The following is a 24,142-nucleotide window of genomic DNA, read 5'->3' on the forward strand; positions in this document are numbered from 1 at the left end:
ATGCAAATGGAAATAACTTGGTTCGGACATGCAAATTTCAGAATAGAAACCGAGGCGGCTTCTGTACTTATTGACCCTTTCTTTGTCGGAAATCCCAGTTCTCCAGCGACTTACAAGGAAATCGAACGGGGTGATATCATTCTGGTGACCCATGACCATACCGATCACATCGGCCAAACCCTTGAGCTTGCTATCAGACTTGATGCCGAAGTCGTTGCCATGCCTGAAATCATTCAAAGCCTGATTGGCATGGGACTACCGGAAAGCCTCGGAGTGGGCATGAACATAGGGGGAACGGTTGAGCGGCTGGGTATATCGATCAAGATGGTGCAGGCTCTGCATTCATCTATCAACGGGATGCCTGCGGGATTTATCCTCACCATGCCCGATGGCACCTGCCTCTACAATTCCGGGGACACAGGACTTTTCAGCGACATGGAGCTCTTCTCCAAATTTCACGACATTGATATTGCAATGCTCCCCATCGGCGGTCGCTATACCATGGACCCGCAACAAGCCGCCTATGCCTGCTCACTCCTGAAGTGTAAACGGGTTATCCCGATGCACTGGGGCACATGGCCCATCCTTGGCCAAAATACAGAATCCATGGCCGAACACCTTTCCCTGATGGCACCGGATACGAAGATGCTTGAACTGGAAATTGGGAAGCGGACAAAGATTTAAACCGAACGAGCAGCCTTCAGGCTCCCCAGAGCCGCGAGTATCTGAGCAGCCTTTTTTTTACCGACTCCCGGAAGAGTCCTGATATTCTGCTCATCTGCCTCGACCATGGCATCAAGAGAACCGAATCGATCCCAGAGAATACGCGCAGTCTGAGGCCCAATACCGGGCAAGGAGGTTAATTCGCTCTGCAAGACCGCTTTTTTTCGTGCCTTCCGCTGACGCCCCAGCACAAAGCGGTGGGCCGTATCGCGGACCATTTGCAAAAAAAGCAACTCAGCGCTTCCCGGTTTGAGAGGCATGGGATTCTTCCTGCCCGGCCTAAAAATGAGATCTGCCAACTCTCCGGCCCGTCGGGAAGGCCCTTTGGCGATGGAAGCCAACTCCCAGCACATTTCCTCAACACACTCCGAGAGAGCGTTCTCAACAGCAGAAATTTGTCCCCGCCCACCATCAATCAAAACAAGGTCAGGCCATGGCGGGCCGGAATCGACACGACGATGGACCCAAGCGGCCAATGCCGCATAATCATCACCCGCCCCTTCCAACTCAGGAAAGGAATAGACCCTTGACGCCTCTTTGTTTCGACGCCCTTCCTCGAAAACGACCTGCCCCACCCGCATACCAGTACCACCCAAGTGGGAAGCATCAATACACTCAATTCGAAAGGGTTCTTCGCTCAGCTTAAGAACTGAATACAGTCGTTCGGTGATGGTATCTTTCTTGATTCGAGCCTGCCGGGCAACGTTCTTTGCTATCTCCGACAGCTTCTTCTCCTGCGTGGTTGACGGTGCGACAAGTCGAACCGCCCCGGAACGACGCTCGGTCAGCACTTCTCCGAGCAAGGTATCCGAAACTTCATATGGTGCGATGATGACCGGGGGAATAAAGCGCCCTGCATTGTAGAACTGCAGCAAAAAGCTCTCCACGACTTCCGGACCTTCATCCAATGTCAATCCAGGCCAAAAGAACTGCTTTTCATCCAATAACCGTCCCTGCCTGATGAACAACAAACCAAGCCCCAGTCCCTGTTCATTTTCGGTCAAACCGAGGACATCACGATCTCTGTTATCATGAGTTACGACGACTTGACCTTCAACAGTCTTTTTTACCGCCTGAATCTGATCGCGCAAGAAAGCCGCTCTTTCAAATTCGAGAGCCTCAGAAGCTTCAGTCATCTGCTTGTGCAGAGAAGCAACCAATTCTCCAGATTTACCAGACAAAAGCATTTCGACTCGTCGCACCTGATCCGCATAGACATCAGAAGAGACCTCCAGAACGCAGGGAGCCAAGCATTGATGTATATCATAATAGAGGCACGGTCGGACTCTATTTCTGAAAACATGTTCACTGCATTTTCGCAAAGGGAAGACCTTGCCGAGCAGCTTCCAAGTCGCCCGTGCCGCTGAACCGGATGTAAATGGACCGAAATAAACCGATCCATCCCGAACAACTTTGCGGGTGATGGATAATCGCGGATAAACCGACTTCTTATCGAGTCGAAATAAAACATACTGCTTGTCATCCTTGAGCACGACATTATAGCGAGGTCGATGTTTCTTTATCAGTCCGGATTCCAGAATCAGAGCTTCCTTTTCAGTCCCAGTCAGTAGAATATCAACCGAACGTACCTTCCTGACAAGAGCCTCGGTCTTGGGAGTATGCCCTGCGTTTTTTTGAAAGTAGGATGCAAGCCTTCTCCGGAGCCTTTTGGCTTTACCAACGTAGATGATTCTTTCTTTCTCATTTTTCATGAGATACACGCCGGGAGTGTCTGGAAAATCAGCGGCAAAAAATTTGAACTCTTCACTCATGGCACTGTCTTTTTTTTTCAACAAAAAATATCATTTGTTCATCATAAACCATTTCAAACTGAAAATCATCTCAAGAATGGTGCACTCAACAGTATACAATTAAAGGATAAAAAAGAACATAACACTGCTCTAGATACATTTTTTTGTACGGTTAAAATTTTTTTACTCTGGAACATTTTTTTGCAAAACCCTCTTGCCAAAACCTTCTCATCTGGGATAAAGACAGTGTCAGTTTAAGCGTTCACTCAGTGAAAACCGCAAAAAAAGGAAGATTTATTATGAAACGTTTGATCATGCTCGCAGTCCTGTGCGCCTTTGTGCTCAGCGCAGCTGCTGCATCAGCTGCCGACCTGAAGATGAGCGGTGATTTCATCACCGACGCTCAGTGGCAGTCCAACTGGAACTTCAAAGACAACGGCGCTAAAGACAACGACGATCGCGTGTTTGACATCAAACAGCGTATCAACCTGGTCTTCGACTTCGTTGCTAACGAAAACCTGAAAGCAGTCATCTACCTGCGCTCCAACACCAACTGGGGTAAAGGCGACACCGCTGTCGGCGCTGAGTCCGCTACCATGAACCTGCGTCGCGGTTACCTGGACTTCACCTACCCCGAGACTTCTGTTCGCACAAAGCTCGGTTACATGGGTCTGTCCTTGCCAGCAGCAGTTGGCGGCGGTTCCTTCATCCTTGATGAAGAAGTTTCTGCCATGACCATTTCCGGCGATATCACCGACAACGTTGGCTTCATGGCCGGTTTCATCCGCCCCTACGCTAACGATGACGAAAGCGAAGACTTCATGGATGCATATGCTGTTGCTCTGCCCATGACCTTCGATGGCTTCTCCCTGACTCCTTTCGGTGTCTACGGCAGCATCGGCGACAACACCTCTGGTGCTGATCTCGCTGGTACCAACGCTGCTGGCTTGGCTTCCATGAACGCCACCACCAACGCTTCCGGCTCCGACTACGAAGGCGCTTACTGGTTGGGCATGGCTTTCACCATGGACCTGTTCGATCCTTTCGTTCTGAATGCTGACATCAACTACGGTAACGTTTCTTCTGATGTTGATCAGAACGACCGTTCCGGTTGGATGATGGACGCAGCTTTGGAATACAAAGGTTTTGATTTCATGACTCCTGAAGTCTTCTTCGCCTATTCTTCTGGTGAAGACGGAAACAGCACCTCTGGTGACGCCGGTTCCGAGCGCATGCCTGTCATGGCTGCCTCCAACTGGGCTCTGGGTTCCTTCTTCTTCGGCGGGGACTACTTCCTGCAGGGTTCTATCGCAGAACGTAACGATTACCTCGGCTTCTGGGCCCTGGGTCTGTCTTTGAAAGACATCCAGTCCTTTGCTGACGGCATGACTCACACTGCTACCATCCTGTACGCTCAGGGTACCAACGATAAAGATGTTGCTACTGACTCCGGTTCCTCTACCAACATCTCCTACGGTCGTACTCTGACCGAAGAAGACAGCCTGATTGAAGTCGACTTCAACACCTACTACAAGCTCTACGACGAGCTGACCATCGGTCTGGAGTTGGGTTACTTGAACCTGGATGCTGACGAAAACTACTGGGGTGCTGACAACGAAGGCGGCGACGCTTGGAAGGTCACCACTGGTATCGCTTACTCCTTCTAAGCTCGCTTAGAATCAGTCAGCATTCAGCTACTACTTCACTGAAGTGACGCTGAGGGCCGGGGAGTGCAAACCCCGGCCCTCTTTTTTGTTTTTTTGACTGCCTGACGAGACTCGACTTTTTAGTATGGGTCGGATATATGAAATTCCCTTGGTCAGCAGAAAAACGCTGACACACTTTCTACTCAAGCCCGAGGTCGCGATGCCCTGTAGAGAATTGATATATACGACGACAAAAGACTGGTCAGAGATAGCCAAATGGCTCGATCAACGAAAAGATCCGGATACCAAAGTCGATACCATCGTCCGCGAAATTCTAAAAAACGTGCAGACCAACGGAGATGCGGCACTGGCACAATACACTGCCCAATTCGATTGCCCACATTTTACGACTGATCAAATCAAAGTCCCAGCACATGCCATTCGTGCTGCTTTGGCGGAACTCCCGGAATCTGATGCCGCGATTCTCGAAGAGGCCATTACACGAGTGCGCTCTTTTCATGCCAAACAAAAAGAAGAGTCATGGTGGACCACGAGTCAAGACGGAACCATTCTCGGACAAATGGTTCGCCCGGTTGACAGAGTAGGCCTCTATGTTCCCGGGGGACAAGGCGGGGAAACCCCCCTTATCTCCAGCTTGATCATGAATGCCATCCCGGCTCAGGTTGCTGGTGTTAATTCCATAGCGGTGACTTCCCCACCGAGACAGGATGGTACGCTCAACCCGTATATACTCGCCACCGCAGCACTGCTGGAATTGGATGAGGTATATCTGGCTGGCTCAGCCTGGGCCATCGGAGCCTTAGCCTATGGAACGCAGACCATCGCCCCATGTGATGTCCTGGCCGGGCCTGGAAATATTTTTGTGGCTACGGCCAAATCTCAACTGATTGGTCAAGTTGGCATCGATATGGTCGCTGGCCCGAGCGAAATTGCCATCCTTGCTGACAGTTCGGCAAATCCGGAATGGCTGGCAGCAGATATGCTTTCTCAAGCGGAACACGATCCTCTTGCAGCGTCGTTGCTGGTCACTCCTGACACCAAATTGGCAGCAGCGGTCAAAGAGGCACTGAAAACTCAGTGCAAGGATTTGCCTCGCGGAGAGATTGCAGCACAATCCCTCACGGATTGGGGCGGTATCATCACAGTCCCAGACCTTGAGATCGGAGCGGAACTCATCAATCTCTTGGCACCTGAACACCTTGAACTTGCTCTGGCAGACCCTTGGCTGATGCTCGGATCAATCCGCCACGCCGGGGCAATCTTCATGGGCCACAATTCCCCTGAACCAGTTGGTGACTACTTTGCGGGTCCCAACCATGTTCTTCCGACACTTCGGACTGTTCGATTTTCATCCGCACTTTCCGTTCAAAATTTTTGTAAAAAATCCAGCGTGATTGCGACAAGCCCGAAATATGTTGCAGAACACGGAAACAAGATAGCCAGATTGGCGAGATTGGAAGGTTTAGAAGCCCACGCACGGAGCGTGGAATGCCGCAATAAATAGCGAAAATATCTAGAGATTGTTTTTTGTGTAATTTCACTAAAAACGCCCTCAGAACCTTCTCTTGTCATGAATTGGCATCCACGACCTTTGACCATAAGAACCATAGAGGGAGAAATTGACATGGCTGCTGTCCTTGAGACCAACATCACGGAATACCCGCTCGTATCAAAAGGCAAGGTCCGCGATATTTACGAGATTGACGAGACAACCCTGCTGCTGGTGACGACAGATCGTATTTCCGCCTTTGATGTAGTCATGCCTGACCCTATCGACGACAAGGGAAAAGTGCTGAACCAGATCACTTTGTTCTGGATGGAGAAGATGACGGATTTGGTCGACAATCACATTATCGCGACCAACGTGGACGAGTACCCTGCCCCCCTACATAAATACAAGGCAGAACTTCAGGACCGGAGTGTTCTGGTCAAAAAGGCCAAACCATTGCCTATCGAATGTATTGTACGTGGCTTCATTACTGGTTCAGGCTGGCAGGACTATCAAAAGACAGGTGAAGTCTGTGGGCAGACGCTCCCTGAGAATCTTCAGGAATCGGAGATGCTCGAAAAGCCGCTTTTCACGCCCTCCACTAAGGCAGATCTGGGCGACCATGACGAGAATATAACCCTTGAAGCAGCCGCAGAATTAATCGGTGATGACATGATGCGAAAAGTTGAGAAACTTGCTCTAGATATATACACTAGAGCTCGTGATTATGCGAAGCAACGAGGTATACTTATCGCCGACACCAAATTTGAATTCGGCATGATTGACGAAGAACTCATTCTCATAGATGAAGTTCTGACCCCCGATTCTTCGCGCTTCTGGCCCATGGAAGGGTATAAAGCAGGCCAGTCTCAGCCCAGTTTTGACAAGCAGTATTTCCGTGACTGGCTTGTTCAAATCGGTTTCAACAAGCAACCGCCTGCCCCCTCTATCCCGCAGGAAATAGCAGCTCAGACCAGAGCAAACTACATGAAAGCTTACAGCCTGTTGACCGGTTCAGAGCTGACAGTCTAAAAATTCCACGCACCAGAAAAGCACGTTATTCTATGCCTTTCTGGACAGAAAATGAGACAAGATAAAACTATGATTGAATGGTTACAATTGATCGGACTGGTGTTGCTGGGATTGATAGTCGGCAATATGATTCGTCGCTTGTTCTCCGGTAAAGGGTGAGGTCCAAGTCATGATTCATGCGGCTGGACGCCGCCTCCAAAAAATGATCAGGAAACATAAAACTCTCTCTGGGGACACAGTGTCACTTGACAGATGTCTTGTTTACAACTACTAATCCCCTCTTGCCTTGCTCCCCCCTATTGTTTGGGGAGGGCCAATGACCAAAAGGAGTTATATAAAATGGCTAACAACTACGAGACGCTCGTTCTTCTGTCTCCCGAGTTGGCTGAGGACAACAGGAAAGAAATCCTGAGCAACCTCACCTCCATCGTGGATCGCGAAGGCGGCACAATGGTTGAGACCGACGACTGGGGAATGCGCCAACTGGCTTACCCTGTCGAAAAGCAGACCCGCGGTTATTATGTGCGTTTGGTCTACACTGCCCCCGGTGCGCTGGTGGCAGAACTGGAACGCAACATCCGCATTACCGACGGTATCTACAAATTCATGACCGTCAAACTGGCTGCCTAGGAGGTTTCACCATGGCATTTCGCAAAAAGTTCACCCCGAGGAAGAAGTTCTGCCGCTTCTGCGCGGACAAAGAACTCCCCATGGATTACAAGCGTCCCGACATCCTTCGTGATTTCGTGACCGAGCGCGGCAAGATCATTGCCCGTCGCATCACCGGCACATGCGCCAAGCATCAGCGCCGCCTGACCAACGAAATCAAGCGCTCTCGTCAAATGGCCCTCCTGTTCTACACCACCGTTCACAGCACTGATGTGAAAAAGCGTAGCTCCATATAAGGAGGAGGACCAATGAAACTTATTTTACGCGCCGATGTTGATGCCCTTGGTCGACTCGGAGAAATCGTTAATGTCAAGCCTGGTTATGGCCGCAATTACCTGATTCCCCAGGGACTTGCCAAGCCTGCAACCAATGCCAACCTCAAAGCCTTTGAGTTGGAGCGTCGCAAGCTCCAGGCCCAGGCTGACTCCCTTCGTGCCCAGGCCGAAGGTATGGCTGAAAAAATTGCTTCTCATCCGGTTGAAATCGAAGTTCGTGTTGGTGAAGGTGACAAGCTGTACGGCTCTGTCACGACTGCCAACATTGGCGATGCAATGGAAGCTGCTGGTATCGACATCGATCGCCGCAAAATCCTGCTGCCTGAGCCAATTCGTGCACTGGGTGAATATAAAGTTGAAATAAAACTGCACCCGGATGTACGCGGCGAATTGAAACTCACCGTTGTTCGCCACGGCGGTCCCATCCAGGAAGAAATCGAAGAACCCGTTGAGGGTGAGGCTGTCGAGGAATCAGTAGAGACCACCGATGAAGCCGAAGTCACAGAGGCCTAGATCAGGCCAGTTCGATACCAATACGGAAGAGGCCCTTGGTAGGGCCTCTTCCGATCTCCTACGCAAACTCCCTCCCCAGAATCTTGAGGCTGAGCAGGCCGTCATTGGTGGTGTGTTCCAGTCCAACACCATGTTCCATGAGTTGGTAGATGTTGTTGACGCAGACGACTTCTACTCTCCAGCACATCGGACAATCTTCCAAGGTTTTATTGAACTTTACAATAAGCAAAAGCCCATAGATCTCGTCACGGTCAAGGACTACCTGGAAACCTCGGGCACCCTGGACACCATCGGTGGGCCGGTCTATCTCTTTGAACTCGCCGACTCGGTGGTCAGCTCAGCGAACGCACTTCACCATGCGAAAATAGTTCGGGACAAATCAATTCTCCGCAAACTCATTGATGCATCGTCTAACATCATAACGAATTGTTACGAAGCCGGAGATGTTGACCAGCTGCTCGGAGAGTCTGAGAAAGAAATTTTCAATATCGCCCAAGCTCAAACAGCAACGAATCAACTTGATTCCAAGCGACTGCTTGATCGAGTCTTTGAAGACTTGACCAAAAAATACGAAAACAAATCTTCCATCACCGGCATAGCGACGCATTATCATGATTTTGACAACATGACTGCCGGACTGCAAAATTCAGATCTCATCATCATGGCAGGTCGTCCCTCCATGGGTAAAACAGCTTTTGCCTTGAACGTGGCCCTTCGTGCTGCTGTCCGTTCGGAAGCCCCCACTGTTGTTTTTTCTCTTGAAATGAGTATGGAACAATTGATGACTCGTCTGTTGGCCGTGCAAGCAAAGGTCGGCTTACAGAATCTCCGCACCGGGTATATCGAAGATGAGGACTGGCAAAAGCTTTATGAAGCTGGAGATGTTTTATCACAAGCTCCTATGTTCATTGATGATACCCCGGCGTTGTCAACATTGGAACTCCAGGCACGTTGTCGCCGACTCAAGGCCGAACACAATCTTGGCCTGATCATCATCGACTACCTTCAGCTTATGCGGGCGAGTGGGCGTACCGACTCACGTGAGCAGGAAATTTCTGAAATTTCCCGAAGTCTCAAGGCATTGGCAAAGGAACTCAATGTTCCGGTCATCGCTCTCTCGCAGCTGAACCGTAAAGTTGAAGAACGGACAGACAAACGCCCCATGATGTCAGACCTTCGTGAATCTGGTGCTATCGAGCAGGATGCTGATATTATTATATTTCTTTACCGTGATGCCGCATACAACAAGAGCGAGGACAACCCGCTCAAAAATCATGCGGAAATTATTATAGCAAAACAACGTAACGGCCCTGTTGGCAGGTGTGAGCTTTTCTTCAAGAAAGAATACACCCTCTTCGAAAATATGGATGCCACGGTATACCCCTCGGAACTGCCCCCCGGCGTATAAAACTCCAGCTCAAGAAGACCGTCATGTATTACGATCCAGTGGAAACCATGGACCGCAACAAACTGGAAAAGCTCCAGCTTGTACGCCTCAAGGAGACCATAGCCAATGCCAAGGCTACTCCTTTTTATGCCGAGCAACTCGCTGATATTTCACCGGAAGACCTTACTTCAATAAAGGATATAAGTCGTCTGCCGTTTACCACAAAAGATGATTTACGCAGCCAATATCCCTATGGGATGTTGACTCGGTCACTGGATGACTTTGTTCGATTACACGCATCATCCGGCACGACTGGAACCCCCACAGCCGTCTTTTACACTCAAAAGGATCTGGACACGTGGGCAGATCTGATGGCCCGGTGCATGTTTGCATGCGGCTGCCGCAAATCAGATGTCCTTCAGAATATGTCAGGCTACGGATTGTTCACCGGCGGGCTGGGGATTCACTATGGTTCTGAGCGCCTCGGTATGCTCACCGTCCCTGCCGGAGCTGGTAATACCAAGCGACAGATCAAGTTAATTCGGGATTTCAATGTTTCTGTCTTGCATATTATCCCTTCCTTTGCCCTCTACTTTGCACAAAAAGTTCAGGAAGAAGGTTTTGATGTCCGTGACATGCCATGGCAAATAGCACTGATCGGAGCCGAGCCTCATACTGAAGAAGCCCGTCGGAAAATTGAGAAAATGATGCATATCAAGGCATACAACTCCTATGGTCTCTCTGAAATGAATGGACCTGGTGTCGCTTTTGAATGTACGTATCAAAACGGAATGCATGTGTGGGAAGATTCTTATATAGTCGAAATCATCAATCCGAAGACAGGTAAGCATGTCGAGGAAGGTGAGATCGGCGAACTGGTCATGACGACTCTGACGCGGGAAGGGATGCCTATCATCCGCTACAGGACACGTGACCTGACACGCTTTGTTCCAGGGCAATGTCAATGTGGCAGGACTCACCGCCGTATTGATCGCATTGCAGGCCGTGCAGATGATATGATGATTCTCAAGGGCGTGAATATCTACCCCATGCAGATCGAACAATGCCTCATGTCCATGCCGGAAGTTGGTCAGAACTATCTCATAGAGCTTGTTACGGAAGGAGTGACTGACCAACTGAAGGTCAAGGTTGAAATCAAGGATGAATATTTCGTTGAAGACATGCGTGTGTTACAAGGACTCCAGAAGCGTATAGCCAAAAACCTGTGCAATGAGATTCTCCTGACTCCCCGTGTAGAGCTATGCCAACACGACTCCATACCCAAAAACGAAGGCAAGGCTGTTCGCGTGATGGACAGCAGAAAGAAGTAGACCATGGAATATCTCTGGGCCATTTTATTTATTTTTGGACTGGCGCTCTCGCAAATGCTTCAACTTTTTTCCATGCCAGCAAATTGGGTTTCGCTGGCATTGGTTGCTGCGTGGAAAGTCCTCTATCCCGAATCCATGGCTTGGAACTTCGTCGTTGTACTCGGTGTCATTGCAGCGCTAGCTGAAGCTCTTGAAATCGGACTTCAAATGTGGGGTGCAGGACGATATGGAGCAACGGCTCGTGGCAATATCGGCGGTATTCTCGGAGCTATTGCCGGTGCCATTTTTTTTGCTCCATTCTTCCTTGGTCTCGGAGCACTCCTGGGAGCCTTGGGCGGTGCCTACCTGGGCTGTCTGATCATGGAGATACCCGGCCGCTCAAGACCTGAAGCATTCAAAGCAGCCAAGGGAGCCTTCGTGGGCAAGGCTCTCGGATTCACTATCAAAACAGCCATAGGCGCTGTCATTGTCGTTATGGCAATTCCTCAAATCTGGCCGTGACAAGCTTCGGTATCGACACAACTTGAACGCCCGATTTCTTCCTCCACTAGTCCGACTTCCCTAAGATACTCCACCACTCGTGAAGTCTGCCCTGACGCCATGGTCCCTCCCAGAGAAACAGCTACGGCACAAGCCTCTAATATCTCCTCCACGGTGGCACCCAATTCCAGGCTCACCCCGGTCTGGTAGAGGATACACGCTCGGCACCCACCGACCAATGCTCCTACCAACGCCATCAACCGTTTGTGCTTACCACTCAGAACTCCATTCTTGTAGACCTCTTGTGGTAATTGTTCGTAAGCATCAGCAATCTCAGGCATCAAGTCCTGGTACTGTTTCCAATTTTTCTCAATGTTCGCCTTCACTGCAATTTGACTTTCTGTCATGACAACTCCTTATGTTTTGTACAGTTTGCCAACCTCCTAGATATTCGACAAACGAATCTTTTTCATCTAACATATAAGAATGTCTTATACCTCAACTTTAACCCAGTTACCGCCAGATGTGCTGCGAACTTTCATTTATGCCGTTGAAACAGGGAGCTTCACAAATGCGGCGGAATTAGTGCATCGCACACAATCCGCTGTGTCCATGCAAATGAAACGGCTGGAGAGTGATCTAGAAAAGCCGCTTTTTGTGCGGCAAGGACGTGGTGTTCGACTGACAACTGATGGAGAAACACTCTATCGATATGCTCTTCGTTTGACGACACTCCACGATGAAGCGCTCGCAGCTCTCACCCAACCCCAATTGTCAGGAGTTGTTAGACTGGGAGCACCTGAAGACTATGCGGCCCAGTATGTGCCCAGCGCTTTACAACGGTTCGCTACCCTGCATCCCCGTATTACCGTGGATGTCTATTGTGATGTTTCGGAAAATTTGAGCAGGCAGTTCCAAGATGGTGAGCTTGATGTCATGATCACGACTGAATCGCGCGCTGATGGCCCCTTTTGTCGACAGCAGGATCTTATGTGGATAGTGGAAGAACATGGAACGGCAATGGAACAAAGCCCACTCCCCCTCGCATTATTTCATGAAGGGTGCCATTATAGACGTAACACCCTTACAGCATTGGAAGAAGCTGGAATCTCATACCGAATCGCATATGGAAGCCCCAGTCTGGCGGGTATTCTGGCCATCGTCAGGGCTGGCCTTGCCGTGGCAGTTGTGGCGCATGGAACCGCTATCCCCGGCTGTAGGCGGCTAACCAAGAATGAAGGGCTTCCCTTTATTCCTCCCGTCGGCATAGCCCTCCGCCTCAACCAGAGGAACAACACTCCGGCTACACGTTCTCTTCACCGCTTTATCGATGCCGAACTGGAAATGACGACAGTCTAATCACACAATTTGTCAGGAAGCTCTCTGGCCGCTTTCTTATACCCAAACTCGATAAGGGGAGCGGCAGCGTCAAACTCCATCATGGAACAAAGGTTTGCCGGAATCTCCAATAAACAATCAGGTGGGTAAGCTGCAATTTTCTGTCTTGCTATGGTTCCCTGCATGGCGTCAAACGATTTATAAACGATCTCATAAGCCCGAATATCCACACGGCTTTGAGTTAATTTATCAGTCAATGTTGTCGCAAAATCCCGTATAGCATTCGAAACGATGGACCTGTCACCCGAAGGTTCTTCCCGGTGCTTGCTTGAAGAAATTTCTATTCCCTCAACCTGTGGGGCACAGAGATTGACAGCCACTGTATATTCCGTCTGATTACTGAATGTGGGCGCGATAGGAACCGGATTTAAAATACCACCATCAATGAGGTCATCTCCATTCAAACGATAAGGCTTGAAAATCAAAGGCAGGGAAATGGATGCCTTGATCGCTTCAAAAACCGGTCCTTGCCGAAACCACACCTCTTTCCTCTTAGAAATATTGGCAGCCACAGCTGTGAATTCAACAGGCAGATCTTCAATCAATGCTTCACCGACAAGATTACGGAGCGTATTGATAATTCGATCTCCCTTGATCAATCCATCCATACCAAAAGACACATCCATCAGTGCGAGCATGTCTGTTTTGGTAATTCCCCGCACCCATGTTTCAAATTCATCAAGCTGACCGATGGCATGAATCCCCCCAACCAAAGCCCCCATGGAACAGCCAGCTATGGCTTTTATCTCGTAGTCATTTTCTTCAAGCCACTTGATAATACCTATATGTGCTAATCCCCGCGCTCCGCCACTTCCGAGCACAAGTGAAATACTTTTTTTCTTCGCCATTGTTTCCATACCCTCTCATTACTTCGTTGTGGTACCTATCTCTCATATTTTAAAAAAGGGCAATTTATGCTCAGTCAGGTTTCACTTCCACTTTTGACTTGCACCTCCCGCTCTTTTAAGCGAACGTGTGAGGCCCGTTTACAGCACTTTATTGGAAAAAACCTTCATTCATATTTGGGTACAAAGATGACTGCCGACCTCTTCCCTTCCTATCGCGGTGACATGGAATACTTCTGCCTCGGTTGCGGAAAAAGATTTCCAACTGATGAACTTTACTACACCTGCCCGGACTGCGGCGGTGTGTTTCTGTTGGAGAACCTCGCATTCGATGAATTGAAAAAAACCTCCGGCGAAGAATGGCGAGCAATATTTGATGCACGCGCCGCTTCAAAGAAAACGGCTCTGCGAGGCATTTTTCGCTTCTATGAACTGATGGCGCCGGTCATTGACGAAGAGGATATTGTCTATTTGGGAGAAGGAAACACTCCTATTATCGAATCCAGCCCAACTCTCAGAGAATGCACCGGAATCAGAACAGCCTACAAGAACGACGGGCAAAATCCATCCGCATCCTTCAAGGACAGAGGAATGGCTTGTGGATTCTCCTATTTGCGCGCGCTCATCCGGAAACATGGCTGGGACCAGATTCTTACCGTTTGCGCTTCCACGGGTGACACTTCGGCAGCCGCAGCCTTGTATGCATCATACGTAGGTGACGCCATTCAATCCGTCGTGATCCTTCCCCATGGTAAAGTCACCCCGGCACAACTCGCCCAGCCCCTGGGGTCCGGTGCAGTCGTTCTTGAAGTCCCCGGAGTCTTTGACGACTGCATGAAGGTAGTGGAGCACCTGGCAGACAATTACCGCGTAGCGCTCCTGAACTCGAAGAATGCCTGGCGGATTCTCGGCCAGGAATCTTACGCCTTTGAATGCGCCCAATGGTTTGACTGGGACCTCAAAGACAAATGCATATTTGTTCCCATAGGCAATGCAGGCAATGTCACGGCAATAATGGCCGGTTTCCTCAAACTCCACGATCTGGGCATTATTACCGACTTACCACGTATTTTTGGTGTTCAATCCCACCATGCAGATCCTGTTTACCGTTACTATGCTGTGGACAACCCGGATGAACGCCACTACGCACCGGTAACCGTGACCCCATCCGTGGCCCAGGCCGCCATGATTGGCAATCCTGTTTCATTCCCCCGCGTCAAATACTTTGCTGAAAAATTCGAACACATTGGAGGCAAAGACTCTTTCCAGATCATTCAGGTCACTGAACAGCAGATCATGGATTCCATGATTCAGGCCAATAGAAATGGACACATTGCATGCACTCAGGGCGGCGAGACATTTGCCGGAGCCAAACGAGCTTTGGGACTGGGATTGCTCTCGGAAAAAGAGTTATGCATCCTCGACTCCACGGCTCATCAACTCAAATTTGTCGATTTCCAAAACATGTACTTCGACAATACATTCCCGCCGGAATTCGAGGTTTCTCCTGATACTTCCCTGGCCAACAGACCGGAGCTAGTCATCTCACCTGAAGAGAAAGCCACTCTTTCAGCCGATGAATATACACGGACCACGGCAGACACTATTGTCGCTAAACTTGGCTTGAAAAAGAAATAGCAGTCAAACGGATATCACTGACAGGATAACCATGAACTCTCATCAGAGATGACATGGTTATCTGCCCCAAAAGTCCGTGGAAAGAGATTCTAATGGCGAAAAAACAACGTGCAGATCAACTCCTGACTGGAGCAGGTCTGGCAGAGAGTCGTGAAAAGGCAAAACGCCAGATAATGGCAGGGAAAGTCCATTATATAGAGAATGGACAGAAGATACCTGTTGCAAAGCCAGGCCAGCAATTTCCACCGGAGACTGAATTTGTCGTACCGGAAGAAAACCAATATGTCTCGCGCGGGGCATACAAGATTCTGACAGCCATCGAAGAGTTTTCCATCAACTTTGAGGGAAAAACTGCATTGGATGCCGGAGCTTCCACCGGAGGATTTACCGATTGTATGCTTCAACACGGTGCCGTTAGGGTCTATGCAGCCGATGTGGGCTATGGCCAGCTGCATGAGAAATTGCGTCAGGATTCACGGGTAATCAATCTGGAGAGAACCAATATCCGTCATGCAACCGCAGAGCTTATCCCTGAACAGATTGATGTCATTGTAGCTGACGTCTCATTTATATCCCTGATCAAAATACTGCCAGCGTGCATGCAATTTCTCAAACCGGGAGGAGAGTTGGTGGTGCTTATCAAACCCCAATTCGAACTCGGACCGGGACAGACAGACAAAGGGGTTGTACGCGATGAAGGACTCCGCCAACAGGCTGTTCAGCTCGTCACCAATTTCTGCAGTGAAGAGCTTACTCTGACTATCAAAGGAATCGTGCCATCAAAAATTCTTGGACCAAAGGGGAACCAGGAGTACATGGCATATATGCAAGCTCCGGTTTGACTCCCTTCCGACGAAAGCTTTCCACTATCCCGACATGAACAGGATTGACTGAATGCCCCATCCCAACACCCCTTCCATTCTGACAATCACACTCTCCCCCATACCATGAACAGCACCCACGCTTTGCCAACTCTTCAGGCTCATTCACATCAGACCTGTCCGTGGTGGACTGAATTTTCTCTGATGAAAAAAAAAGGAACAGGGAACTCTCCGGCAAAGGCGCACGTACATGCCAGAGGAAAAGAAAAACATAGAATCATGAAACTTCGCATGGCAACCTCCACTTTGGAGGACTGGATACCCCTATAATTCAGATACGGAAAAAGACAAAAGGAGTCCGTTACTCATGAGATTTTAACGCTCTTTTGGCTCTCACTATTTCTTGAAGTAAAAAAGCCCCGCTCTCATTCCATTACTCTGTTCCCAAACGGTCCATCTGCTTGCCAAGCAACCTGAGATGCGCCTTCTCTTCACGTGCCAACAACTGCAAAGCTTCCTTTGTCTCTTCGCTCTCCGCCCGTCTGGCACATCGAATATAATAATCCATCGCCTGAGCTTCTATCATGGAGGCAAGTTGGAGAATGCCATGCTCGTCGTCAAAAGCTCCACCGAATTCCTCGACAAATTCTTCCAGATTGACGCCCCCCTCTCCCAGTCCCCCGACATCCTTCATAATCTTTTTTTCAAAACTCTCTTGGCTAAGAGACAGAGTGACCGCCTTCTTGTATAATGTGAAAAGTGTTTTTTTGTGACGATCCTCAAATCCTGCGAGGGTCATGAACAGATCTTTCTGCTCCGGAGTTTCTGCCTGCTCCCCTTGTCGGGCGTAAAAGCCTTGAAGAGTGTTCTCCATGGCATAGGCCTTTCCTATGATTTCACCAACGGATTCAGAACCGGAAAAAACGACCATTCCAAGCTCCATGGGACCAAAAGCACTCTGGCCGTTCCAAGCCATGGCGCCCCCCACCATATTGATAAGCGATTTGTACCCATGCCCTTCCAGAAGGGTGGCAGCAGCCATACTTCGTCCTCCAGAGGCACAATAGGCGAGTACCGGTTTAAACGTATCAATCTCACCCAACCGATCCGCCAATTCAGTCAAGGGGATGAGGATTGCTCCAGGCAAATGAAACTCCTCATATTCCCAAGCCTGCCGAACATCGAGCAGCGTGAAATCCTCAGGTTTGCGACGCTCGATAAACTCTCTTGCCTGATCCACATTCATCATCTGTATCGACTGTGTCATGATGGCCTCACTGAATGAAAAAAAAGAAAAACAATTCTCGCAAGCATATGGCATGAAACAGGAGAGCGTCAACACAGGAGCAGAAAATCTAAACAAGGGCCAGGCCAATGCCCCCCGAACCAAGCAGAAATGCGACCAGAGTGTCGCCAGCACTCCACTCAAAATCAGGCTCCCAGGCATCAGCCGACTCAAGTCTGCGACCGGCAATGACAAGAGTTTGACTCCATGTTTTCTGGCCCAGATTCCGAATCATGGCTTGAGGAAGGATTATCATGCGTTGGACGAAGCAACAATGAGGACACCGCCGGGCCAGCGTCATTTTCACTTGATTCATTGTAGCAAGGCATAAAGGCAAAAAATGCACCATCAATGAAAGTGAAAGTGCCAACTTCCAGGACCGCTCCTTCCCAAGAACAGGCCGGACACCCCAGGTCACAGCAAGGCCAAGTTCTCTTGGTGAGGTTGTGAGAGCCAACCCAAGGCCCAAAAGCAAAAGTCCACCCAATCGTAATCCTAAAATTGCACCGCCCCGAAGAATTTCAGCCCAGCCAAGTCCCGCCAGACTATCCAGTCCCATCTTGATGGCAATCCAAAGAAACAAAAACGTCCAAAGACTTCGGACCATGCCACCCCCTAACGGTTCCGCACGACTGACCCTTCTCATAAGGATTAGCAAACAAAGAACACAGGCAAATACAGCCATGGGCGAGAACCACCACATACATGGACCGAAAACTAAAACGGTCGCCATCTTGAGACGAGCATCGAGTGTTGTCAGATGGATCATTTGGCCTCTTCCCAAGGCATGATGCCGAGTCCCGCATTCCATGAACACGGCGGACGGACCCCATACGCGGCCACATGATCCAGGACCACCTCAGCCGGACCATTCAGGACAAGCCGACCGTGGTCAAGGACAGCCAGTTCATCAACAATATCAACAAAACATTCAAGATCATGCGATGAAACCACCTGCGTCAAACCTTTGGACTTATTCTCAAGAATCATCCTGCGCATTTCGCGCATTCCAGGATAATCCAGTCCACTAAACGGCTCATCGAGCAAAACAACTTGGGGGTTATCCAAAAGAGCAGCAGCAAGACAGACCTTGCGCTTCATGCCCCAAGAGAGAGATTGAACAGATTTATCCCACACATCGAGAAGAGAGAATCTGGCTGCTATCTCCTTGGCTTTCTTAACAGCTTCATCAGTTCGTTTTCGACCCAGCAGCAAGTCCTCTTCCACTGTGGAGCCGAGTATCTGTAAGTCTGCATCCTGCATGACCATACGGCAGATAGAACGTATTTTTTTTTCATCTCCCGGACTGACCAAATCTCCCATGGACAAGGTCCCCTTACCTGGAGAAAACAGGCCTGCCATAAGAGACATCAGGGTGGATTTACCGCTACCATTGGCTCCCACAAGCCCAATGAGTGCGCCATGATCCATGTTCATGGTTACCGACGACAAGGCTTTTCCGCCAGAAGGATACAAATAATCTATGCCAGACAATGCAATCATGAAATTCCTTGGGGTAAGTGATAATGCCCCACATTTTACCAACCTTGGTACTCTGTCAACTTGGAACTGAAGAAGAGGAAGCGGCCCCTTGAATGTCAACCTCGGAGACTCTCCAGCCTGACAGTAAAGGTATGTGAAAAAACGGGTTACTAATGTCTTACCAGAGCACGGAGCTCTGCCCAAAAAAAAGCCTCTGCATAAGCAGAGGCCTGATAATATCGAAAATAGAAGGGATAATTAAAAGCTGTATCCGACAGACAAACCAGAAACCCAGGTTCTACCATCCTGAAAATCAACATCCCATGCCTCTATATCGATACCATGGCGTTCCTTGGCAACAACATACATAAAGGACCAGTCAATATTCCAATTGTTGAGCTTGAAGCCAAGCCCTGTGGAAAACAACTGCCTGTCATTAACCGGCAACATGAAGGAAGCATCCCCGGAACGAGTGGGGGTCTGATCATATGCATATCCAGCGCGCAAGGCTAACCATTCCTTGGCCCAGTATTCAGCACCGAGCTGAAACCGCCAGGCGTTTTTATAATGCAATGCTGTTTCTGACTCGATAGTTCCACCGTAGGTAATTTTATCTGTGGATTCCCAACGAGTATGAATGACATCACCCTCAATGATCCAATCCTTATTAGGCTTATATGCCAAACCAAGAGTATAACTCCCTGGAAGGGTTGCTGAAATCTCCTGACCATCATCAGAATGAATGCCAGCAAAATCATAATCCGCACTTCCGGAAGTATATAATCTCATGGGAGCACGCCATGTGAAACCGGCTGTTAACTCGTCATTGATGTCATAGGTCACACCAATGTTTCCACCAACACCATACCCTTCTGTCTTAAAGGTTATTTCACTTCCCACAAAACGCTGCATGTCGAATGTTCCTCTGAGGATTTCGACACCGACAGCGACAGAAAGTTTATCGCTGAACTTGAAAGCTATATTCGGGTTGACAGAAACGGACTGCACTTCGACATGCTGTAAAGAACTTTTCCCTATCCAGTCTTCATCATAAGAAGTTCCGAGACCAAAACGAGTAAAAACACCTACTCCAAGCCAGACATTCTCGTTGGATTCCATCTGCTGTGTGTAATAAGCGTGAGGAACAGTATATGTATTTGCCTTGGTCTTATTCTTGTCGCCATCCAGATATACCGAGGCCTGAGGCGTAACCAGCGTAAAGCCGGCCAAGGCATTTTTCCCTTCCAACTTGGTCATGAGTGCCGGGTTAGTTGCAATGATAGAAGCATCGCCAGCCTGGGCATAGCCCGTGGTAGCCATGGCGACGCCACGAGTGCTCCACTCATACAAAGCGAATCCGCCCGCATGGACCAGCGAGGCAGAGAATAAAAGTATCATGAAAAAAGTACAGAAAACCACAACGGATGCGCGTTTCATCCTTCCCCCTAAGCGGCTGTCGCTTGCACACGACAACGGTCTTGCGATGTTTCCGACACCTCCCGGATGCGACGATTCAAGACCGTTTTGAAACACCAAATGATTAATTGGACAAACGCGGAAGGTATACCCAAGCAAATCTGTTTTGTAAACGGGGTAACCGAAAATTTTACCGTTAAAACAGCCGTTTGAATTTTTTATAAAACAAGAGAGCCTATACCGGCACGTTTCTGGCATTTGAACCGAATGGGGAATTTTTTGCCGTCTTGGCACCACAGCTAGAAAAGGACTGAATCATGCTCCCTAAACTGGATATCAAGGAAAAGCACTTTCACGGCATTCTTATTGTCGGCGGAATGGCCGGTCTCCTCGAAGGAATGATGCGAGACGGTTTTACCCTTCATACGATGTTTCCGGGAATGATGCTGACACTGGTAGCAGCTTTCCTTGGCGGATTTTCCGGTTTCTTCATCAAGGACCTGACCCGGACATGGCGCGGAATGGCCCCATATCGTGGCGTTAATAACGATGGATGGATAATGGGGGCATTCATGGGAACATTCCTCGGCACCCTGTATCAGATCATTGACAGTGCCAATGGTGCCAACCTTGTCATCGGATCTATGTTTGGAGCATATTTCGGAGCCATGTGCGGTGCGTTTCCTGATGAATTCATCACGCCTATTCTCCGCTTGATGCATGCAGAAAAGGCGGCCCGCAAGCTCACGGAAAGTGAGCAGCAAATTTCATCCCGATCATGACAACTAGAGATCTTTTGTGGTGTCCCTTTGAGGTGAATTGTACAATCGAAATATTCCCACTTGTCATGAAACTCTCACAGACTCGTACTCGCCCAAAAAAGACTCCGGCTATGAGAGCCGGAGTCTTTTATATATTGGGCACACTGGTGCCCTTTGTTTTCAATTATTTCATCTCAACCCAGATAACGGCTCCGAGTTCCAATTCCCGCCCCTTATACAGTTCTGCATCGGCATTAAGACCGGCAAATCCCCACCACCCTTTCCATGGGCAAACGAACGTAAAAACGCCATTGCTATCGGCAATGACTTCTTGAGTGACCATCCGCTCTTCCGGAGCTTTGCGTGCGCCGTCTTTATTATAGTACTCAACTTCGACACGAGTGAAGGGAGCGGGTTCACCATCCAACATCACCACACCTTGAAAAACATTCCCCGCATAATTGCCGAATGGACGAGTCAATGGCACTATTTCAGTTTTAAGCCCCAGAGGCGTATTCCAATTTTCTCCTTCACCATATCCATCCACCACTACTTTCGTAATATGGCGAATATAATTATTCTCCGCATCTTCTTTGTATGGAACTGGATCAAAAACAAACGCATACAAACCGGGACCAGTGGGCGTATAAGACGCATGCCACGCAGTATGTCCCATCAAATCAATTTTCTTGAGACTTCCCGATAGGTCCGTCCGTTCTTCATTATCGGCAACCACAAAAAATTTGTTTGGCTTTTCCAGCTCCATCCCCTGTCTTTCGAATGGATGCGCAAAAGCAAGGATCAGGTTTACAGATCGTTTATCCTGACTCAAAGCGTCCGTATCAGGAATCAACATTCCGAAATGAGCCCAGGAAACAGAGGCGCTCAAAAGACTCAAGACACACACGAACAATATCACTTTCAACTTCGTCACTGTTCTTTCCTCACTGTTTACGAATACATATTAGAACTTCGTGGTTGACTGATGCATACTGATATCAAATTAGTAACACAAGTCAAGCGCAAGAGCCGTGTTCATAACACACCAGTGAAGAATGGAATTATGAAAAGCAGGAAATCAGGAGTCAGGATCAGCACGCCAGCGACGTGCGAGAGTCACACCCGAAATATTATGCCACAGACTGAATAAAGCGCCGGGCAAGGCCGTCACGGCCCCAAAATGTTTGACAGCCAAGGCCACACCCAAGCCTGAATTCTGCATACCAACTTCAATTGCCAGAGTGCGCGCATCCCGCTTGGAACAACGGAAAAGCCGAGCCACCCCATAACCGGCGGCAAGCCCTATGGAGTTATGCAAAATGACAGCTACAAGGACCATAAGCGGAAGCGCAAAAAGCGTCTTTTGATTCAATCCGATGATACAGGCAATAAGCAGGGAAATAACCACAATTGAGAGAGAGGGAAAATATCGGAGCAAAGGCTCAAGTTGACGTCGAAAAAGACGACGCAATATCAAGCCATCCATCAAAGGGAAAACCACGATCCAAAACACAGAGACAACCATGCTCCAAAAATTGATTTCAACCTGCTGCTCCAGTATGAGATACACAATAGCCGGTGTCAAAAGAGGCGCCAGGCAGGTTGCGGCCAGCGTCATCGTCACGGAAAGCGCAACGTTGGCTCGCGCCAGATATGCGATGACATTAGAAGCTGTCCCTCCGGGACATGCACCGACCACAATCAGACCAATTACCGCTTCCACCGGAAGATTGAGCAAGGAGCAAATCCCCACTGCAGCAAGCGGCATGATCAGGTATTGCATGGCAACCCCCAACGCCACCAGAGGCCATTTGCGAATGATATCCCGAAAATCCTCAAAATCAAGTGTCAGCCCCATGCCAAACATGATGATGCCTAGCCCAAGGGGTATATGTGGTTTGATCCATGTAAAGGATACAGGGAAGGCAAGGGCCGCTGCGGACAGTATGACAGCAATGGCCAAAAACTGTTTCTCAATGAACTGGGGGAGTGCGTGAAAAGTCATGGCAGAGGGGTGACTGAAAAGAGGCATTGTGTCAACGATGAAAAAGTACGTGAAAAATCGCAAATTCATGGTGCCGAGTCTTTCGCAACACTGCTTCCGCCACGTATGCTGTGCGATGAAACGTTTTGAGAAAACATACCCCTACTCTGAAACAGGATATCCCGCTGAAAGAATTTCTCCCTATGAAGTTATCGCACCTCCACAACTCGACCCTTCCCCTGCAGTGCAAGCAAAGCAGTGATCTCCGGTGACAATCCGGCGCCTGGAGATTTGTCCTTCTAGAAAATCATCTATATGCTGGGAAACTTCCAAAGATACCCCCAACCCGAGAGCCTGATTGAAATCACAGTCATAAAGTTGCCCATCCCACCCCACATTGACCTGACGCCGACACATGAGACCATGAACCGTCCCAGGATTGAAAGATTTGGCGAGAAGCGCCATATATTTCTCTTCTTGCCCGTTTTCATGCAACTCCTCTTTCGACCTTCCAATAGGAACATTGGCAAGACTCAAAAGCCGATCAAACGTGACTCCATATCGGCGCTTCATCTCCCGTTTATACTCTCTCTCAAGCGCCTCCTGCCCTGGAGGAAGCGAGGTGCCGTCAGTTGGATTGAAAACCAGATCAAGGGGCAGTTCCTTTTCAATCCCATAGCCCAGGGAATTTAAACGACGCAACACGGAAATACTTTTTGAAAAACACTCGCTCCCACGCATCTTGCAAACATTTTCTTCAAGATAACATGGCAAAGAGGCTGCCAGCCCGACCTTGTTTCTGGCAAAAAATGCCGGATAACTTGTCAGCCCCGGCTCCTCCATCACCGAGAGATTCGTCCGCACCTGTACCGAAGCTCCGACTTCACGCAGTTCAGAGATAAACGGCTTGAGAAATTCATTCAATTCAGGTGCACCTCCCGTAATGTCCACCAAAGTCGGCGAGATCGATTCAGTGACTTCAACGACCTGCAACATTGTTTGCCAAGACATGGACTCATCCCGGACTGGAGAACAGTCCAGATGACAATGAACACACGTCTGATTACATTTGAGCCCCACATTAACCTGAAGAATCTCGAGCGCAACAGCCTGGACCGGCCCGCCGACCCGTCTTTCGAAACTGTTCATATTACCCATCCTTGTTCAATGAAACCGTCCAATTTCGCCTTGTGAT

24 protein-coding genes are annotated in these 24,142 nt (G+C 49.1%); 14 read left to right on the plus strand and 10 right to left on the minus strand.

Annotated features, from left to right (window positions below; translation table 11 throughout):
- Positions 1-684 (plus strand): metal-dependent hydrolase, encoded by a 684-nt coding sequence (locus BN4_RS04415; protein ID WP_015414152.1) that lies wholly within the window; start codon positions 1-3, stop codon positions 682-684.
- Here BN4_RS04415 and uvrC read toward each other — a convergent pair.
- Positions 681-2,495 (minus strand): excinuclease ABC subunit UvrC, encoded by a 1,815-nt coding sequence (gene uvrC, locus BN4_RS04420; RefSeq protein WP_015414153.1) that lies wholly within the window; start codon positions 2,493-2,495, stop codon positions 681-683. The two genes, BN4_RS04415 and uvrC, sit on opposite strands and share 4 nt — an antisense overlap.
- A 278-nt stretch (positions 2,496-2,773) precedes the next feature.
- On the opposite strand from uvrC, the gene BN4_RS04425 reads away from it, so the two are divergent.
- The 9 genes from BN4_RS04425 to BN4_RS04465 all read left to right on the plus strand — a co-directional run bounded on the left by BN4_RS04425 (position 2,774) and on the right by BN4_RS04465 (position 11,338).
- The gene (locus BN4_RS04425; protein WP_015414154.1) at positions 2,774-4,141 is read left to right on the plus strand and encodes an outer membrane homotrimeric porin; all 1,368 of its coding nucleotides are present in this window, start codon (positions 2,774-2,776) and stop codon (positions 4,139-4,141) included.
- A 199-nt stretch (positions 4,142-4,340) separates the two neighbouring features.
- Positions 4,341-5,645, plus strand: a complete 1,305-nt coding sequence (gene hisD / locus BN4_RS04430) for a histidinol dehydrogenase (RefSeq protein ID WP_015414155.1) — start codon at positions 4,341-4,343, stop codon at positions 5,643-5,645.
- A gap of 120 nt (positions 5,646-5,765) precedes the next feature.
- Positions 5,766-6,662 (plus strand): phosphoribosylaminoimidazolesuccinocarboxamide synthase, encoded by an 897-nt coding sequence (locus BN4_RS04435; protein ID WP_015414156.1) that lies wholly within the window; start codon positions 5,766-5,768, stop codon positions 6,660-6,662.
- A gap of 339 nt (positions 6,663-7,001) precedes the next feature.
- Positions 7,002-7,292, plus strand: a complete 291-nt coding sequence (gene rpsF / locus BN4_RS04440; protein ID WP_015414157.1) for a 30S ribosomal protein S6 — start codon at positions 7,002-7,004, stop codon at positions 7,290-7,292.
- 11 nt (positions 7,293-7,303) lie between these two features.
- A complete protein-coding gene (gene rpsR, locus BN4_RS04445) occupies positions 7,304-7,567 on the plus strand; it encodes a 30S ribosomal protein S18 (RefSeq protein ID WP_015414158.1) in 264 nt (87 codons plus the stop codon).
- Positions 7,568-7,579: 12 nt separating this feature from the next.
- On the plus strand, positions 7,580-8,119 hold the full coding sequence (rplI, locus tag BN4_RS04450) for a 50S ribosomal protein L9 (RefSeq protein WP_015414159.1): 540 nt from the start codon (positions 7,580-7,582) through the stop codon (positions 8,117-8,119).
- Positions 8,094-9,527: a replicative DNA helicase gene (gene dnaB / locus BN4_RS04455; protein WP_015414160.1), complete on the plus strand. Its 1,434-nt coding sequence runs from the start codon at positions 8,094-8,096 to the stop codon at positions 9,525-9,527. Before rplI ends, dnaB begins: the two co-directional genes overlap by 26 nt.
- 23 nt (positions 9,528-9,550) lie before the next feature.
- Entirely contained in the window at positions 9,551-10,837 is a 1,287-nt protein-coding gene (locus BN4_RS04460) for a phenylacetate--CoA ligase family protein (RefSeq protein WP_015414161.1), read from the plus strand.
- Between the two features lie 3 nt (positions 10,838-10,840).
- Positions 10,841-11,338 carry a DUF456 domain-containing protein gene (locus BN4_RS04465; protein ID WP_015414162.1) on the plus strand — a complete coding sequence of 166 codons (498 nt, stop codon included), beginning with the start codon at positions 10,841-10,843 and terminating at the stop codon, positions 11,336-11,338.
- On the opposite strand, the gene BN4_RS04470 is transcribed toward BN4_RS04465, so the two are convergent.
- Positions 11,323-11,724 (minus strand): carboxymuconolactone decarboxylase family protein, encoded by a 402-nt coding sequence (locus tag BN4_RS04470; protein ID WP_015414163.1) that lies wholly within the window; start codon positions 11,722-11,724, stop codon positions 11,323-11,325. The two genes, BN4_RS04465 and BN4_RS04470, sit on opposite strands and share 16 nt — an antisense overlap.
- Positions 11,725-11,803: 79 nt before the next feature.
- On the opposite strand from BN4_RS04470, the gene BN4_RS04475 reads away from it, so the two are divergent.
- The gene (locus tag BN4_RS04475; protein WP_015414164.1) at positions 11,804-12,676 is read left to right on the plus strand and encodes a LysR substrate-binding domain-containing protein; all 873 of its coding nucleotides are present in this window, start codon (positions 11,804-11,806) and stop codon (positions 12,674-12,676) included.
- On the opposite strand, the gene BN4_RS04480 is transcribed toward BN4_RS04475, so the two are convergent.
- A complete protein-coding gene (locus tag BN4_RS04480) occupies positions 12,673-13,563 on the minus strand; it encodes a patatin-like phospholipase family protein (RefSeq protein WP_157871259.1) in 891 nt (296 codons plus the stop codon). The two genes, BN4_RS04475 and BN4_RS04480, sit on opposite strands and share 4 nt — an antisense overlap.
- A gap of 186 nt (positions 13,564-13,749) precedes the next feature.
- Between BN4_RS04480 and thrC the strand changes: the two genes are divergently transcribed.
- Positions 13,750-15,198, plus strand: a complete 1,449-nt coding sequence (thrC, locus tag BN4_RS04485; RefSeq protein ID WP_041720628.1) for a threonine synthase — start codon at positions 13,750-13,752, stop codon at positions 15,196-15,198.
- 92 nt (positions 15,199-15,290) lie between these two features.
- Positions 15,291-16,040 (plus strand): TlyA family RNA methyltransferase, encoded by a 750-nt coding sequence (locus BN4_RS04490; RefSeq protein ID WP_041720133.1) that lies wholly within the window; start codon positions 15,291-15,293, stop codon positions 16,038-16,040.
- Positions 16,041-16,452: 412 nt separating this feature from the next.
- Here BN4_RS04490 and BN4_RS04495 read toward each other — a convergent pair whose 3' ends face one another.
- The 4 genes from BN4_RS04495 to BN4_RS04510 form a co-directional block, all read right to left on the minus strand.
- Positions 16,453-17,286 carry a rhodanese-like domain-containing protein gene (locus BN4_RS04495; protein ID WP_015414168.1) on the minus strand — a complete coding sequence of 278 codons (834 nt, stop codon included), beginning with the start codon at positions 17,284-17,286 and terminating at the stop codon, positions 16,453-16,455.
- Positions 17,287-17,374: 88 nt separating this feature from the next.
- Positions 17,375-18,073 carry a hypothetical protein gene (locus tag BN4_RS04500; RefSeq protein WP_015414170.1) on the minus strand — a complete coding sequence of 233 codons (699 nt, stop codon included), beginning with the start codon at positions 18,071-18,073 and terminating at the stop codon, positions 17,375-17,377.
- Positions 18,070-18,807 carry an energy-coupling factor ABC transporter ATP-binding protein gene (locus BN4_RS04505; protein WP_015414171.1) on the minus strand — a complete coding sequence of 246 codons (738 nt, stop codon included), beginning with the start codon at positions 18,805-18,807 and terminating at the stop codon, positions 18,070-18,072. The genes BN4_RS04500 and BN4_RS04505 overlap by 4 nt, the downstream gene beginning before the upstream one ends.
- Before the next feature lie 237 nt (positions 18,808-19,044).
- Positions 19,045-20,223, minus strand: a complete 1,179-nt coding sequence (locus BN4_RS04510; protein ID WP_015414173.1) for an OmpP1/FadL family transporter — start codon at positions 20,221-20,223, stop codon at positions 19,045-19,047.
- Between the two features lie 296 nt (positions 20,224-20,519).
- On the opposite strand from BN4_RS04510, the gene BN4_RS04515 reads away from it, so the two are divergent.
- Positions 20,520-20,984, plus strand: a complete 465-nt coding sequence (locus BN4_RS04515) for a hypothetical protein (protein WP_015414174.1) — start codon at positions 20,520-20,522, stop codon at positions 20,982-20,984.
- 163 nt (positions 20,985-21,147) lie between these two features.
- Here BN4_RS04515 and BN4_RS04520 read toward each other — a convergent pair whose 3' ends face one another.
- The 3 genes from BN4_RS04520 to arsS form a co-directional block, all read right to left on the minus strand.
- Positions 21,148-21,897, minus strand: coding sequence for a DUF4198 domain-containing protein (locus BN4_RS04520; protein WP_015414175.1), 750 nt, complete (start codon positions 21,895-21,897; stop codon positions 21,148-21,150).
- 144 nt (positions 21,898-22,041) lie between these two features.
- Positions 22,042-22,968, minus strand: a complete 927-nt coding sequence (locus BN4_RS04525) for a bile acid:sodium symporter family protein (RefSeq protein WP_041720629.1) — start codon at positions 22,966-22,968, stop codon at positions 22,042-22,044.
- Between the two features lie 180 nt (positions 22,969-23,148).
- Positions 23,149-24,096: an arsenosugar biosynthesis radical SAM (seleno)protein ArsS gene (gene arsS / locus BN4_RS04530; protein WP_015414177.1), complete on the minus strand. Its 948-nt coding sequence runs from the start codon at positions 24,094-24,096 to the stop codon at positions 23,149-23,151.
- Positions 24,097-24,142: the final 46 nt, after the last annotated feature.

Origin of the sequence: Pseudodesulfovibrio piezophilus C1TLV30 (genome assembly GCF_000341895.1) — a bacterium.
Taxonomy (GTDB): Bacteria; Desulfobacterota; Desulfovibrionia; order Desulfovibrionales; family Desulfovibrionaceae; genus Pseudodesulfovibrio; species Pseudodesulfovibrio piezophilus.

Excerpts from the sequence above, each read along its gene's own strand:
- BN4_RS04415 (WP_015414152.1), top strand. The coding sequence starts at position 1 with ATGCAAATGGAAATAACTTGGTTCGGACATGCAAATTTCAGAATAGAA.
- BN4_RS04470 (WP_015414163.1), bottom strand. The coding sequence starts at position 11,724 with ATGACAGAAAGTCAAATTGCAGTGAAGGCGAACATTGAGAAAAATTGG.
- uvrC (WP_015414153.1), bottom strand. The coding sequence starts at position 2,495 with ATGAGTGAAGAGTTCAAATTTTTTGCCGCTGATTTTCCAGACACTCCC.
- dnaB (WP_015414160.1), top strand. The coding sequence starts at position 8,094 with ATGAAGCCGAAGTCACAGAGGCCTAGATCAGGCCAGTTCGATACCAAT.
- BN4_RS04495 (WP_015414168.1), bottom strand. The coding sequence starts at position 17,286 with ATGACACAGTCGATACAGATGATGAATGTGGATCAGGCAAGAGAGTTT.
- BN4_RS04525 (WP_041720629.1), bottom strand. The coding sequence starts at position 22,968 with ATGACTTTTCACGCACTCCCCCAGTTCATTGAGAAACAGTTTTTGGCC.
- BN4_RS04490 (WP_041720133.1), top strand. The coding sequence starts at position 15,291 with ATGGCGAAAAAACAACGTGCAGATCAACTCCTGACTGGAGCAGGTCTG.
- rpsR (WP_015414158.1), top strand. The coding sequence starts at position 7,304 with ATGGCATTTCGCAAAAAGTTCACCCCGAGGAAGAAGTTCTGCCGCTTC.
- BN4_RS04435 (WP_015414156.1), top strand. The coding sequence starts at position 5,766 with ATGGCTGCTGTCCTTGAGACCAACATCACGGAATACCCGCTCGTATCA.
- BN4_RS04475 (WP_015414164.1), top strand. The coding sequence starts at position 11,804 with ATGTCTTATACCTCAACTTTAACCCAGTTACCGCCAGATGTGCTGCGA.
- BN4_RS04510 (WP_015414173.1), bottom strand. The coding sequence starts at position 20,223 with ATGAAACGCGCATCCGTTGTGGTTTTCTGTACTTTTTTCATGATACTT.
- thrC (WP_041720628.1), top strand. The coding sequence starts at position 13,750 with ATGACTGCCGACCTCTTCCCTTCCTATCGCGGTGACATGGAATACTTC.
- hisD (WP_015414155.1), top strand. The coding sequence starts at position 4,341 with ATGCCCTGTAGAGAATTGATATATACGACGACAAAAGACTGGTCAGAG.
- BN4_RS04500 (WP_015414170.1), bottom strand. The coding sequence starts at position 18,073 with ATGATCCATCTGACAACACTCGATGCTCGTCTCAAGATGGCGACCGTT.
- BN4_RS04515 (WP_015414174.1), top strand. The coding sequence starts at position 20,520 with ATGCTCCCTAAACTGGATATCAAGGAAAAGCACTTTCACGGCATTCTT.
- arsS (WP_015414177.1), bottom strand. The coding sequence starts at position 24,096 with ATGAACAGTTTCGAAAGACGGGTCGGCGGGCCGGTCCAGGCTGTTGCG.
- BN4_RS04505 (WP_015414171.1), bottom strand. The coding sequence starts at position 18,807 with ATGATTGCATTGTCTGGCATAGATTATTTGTATCCTTCTGGCGGAAAA.
- BN4_RS04480 (WP_157871259.1), bottom strand. The coding sequence starts at position 13,563 with ATGGCGAAGAAAAAAAGTATTTCACTTGTGCTCGGAAGTGGCGGAGCG.
- BN4_RS04465 (WP_015414162.1), top strand. The coding sequence starts at position 10,841 with ATGGAATATCTCTGGGCCATTTTATTTATTTTTGGACTGGCGCTCTCG.
- BN4_RS04460 (WP_015414161.1), top strand. The coding sequence starts at position 9,551 with ATGTATTACGATCCAGTGGAAACCATGGACCGCAACAAACTGGAAAAG.
- BN4_RS04425 (WP_015414154.1), top strand. The coding sequence starts at position 2,774 with ATGAAACGTTTGATCATGCTCGCAGTCCTGTGCGCCTTTGTGCTCAGC.
- rpsF (WP_015414157.1), top strand. The coding sequence starts at position 7,002 with ATGGCTAACAACTACGAGACGCTCGTTCTTCTGTCTCCCGAGTTGGCT.
- rplI (WP_015414159.1), top strand. The coding sequence starts at position 7,580 with ATGAAACTTATTTTACGCGCCGATGTTGATGCCCTTGGTCGACTCGGA.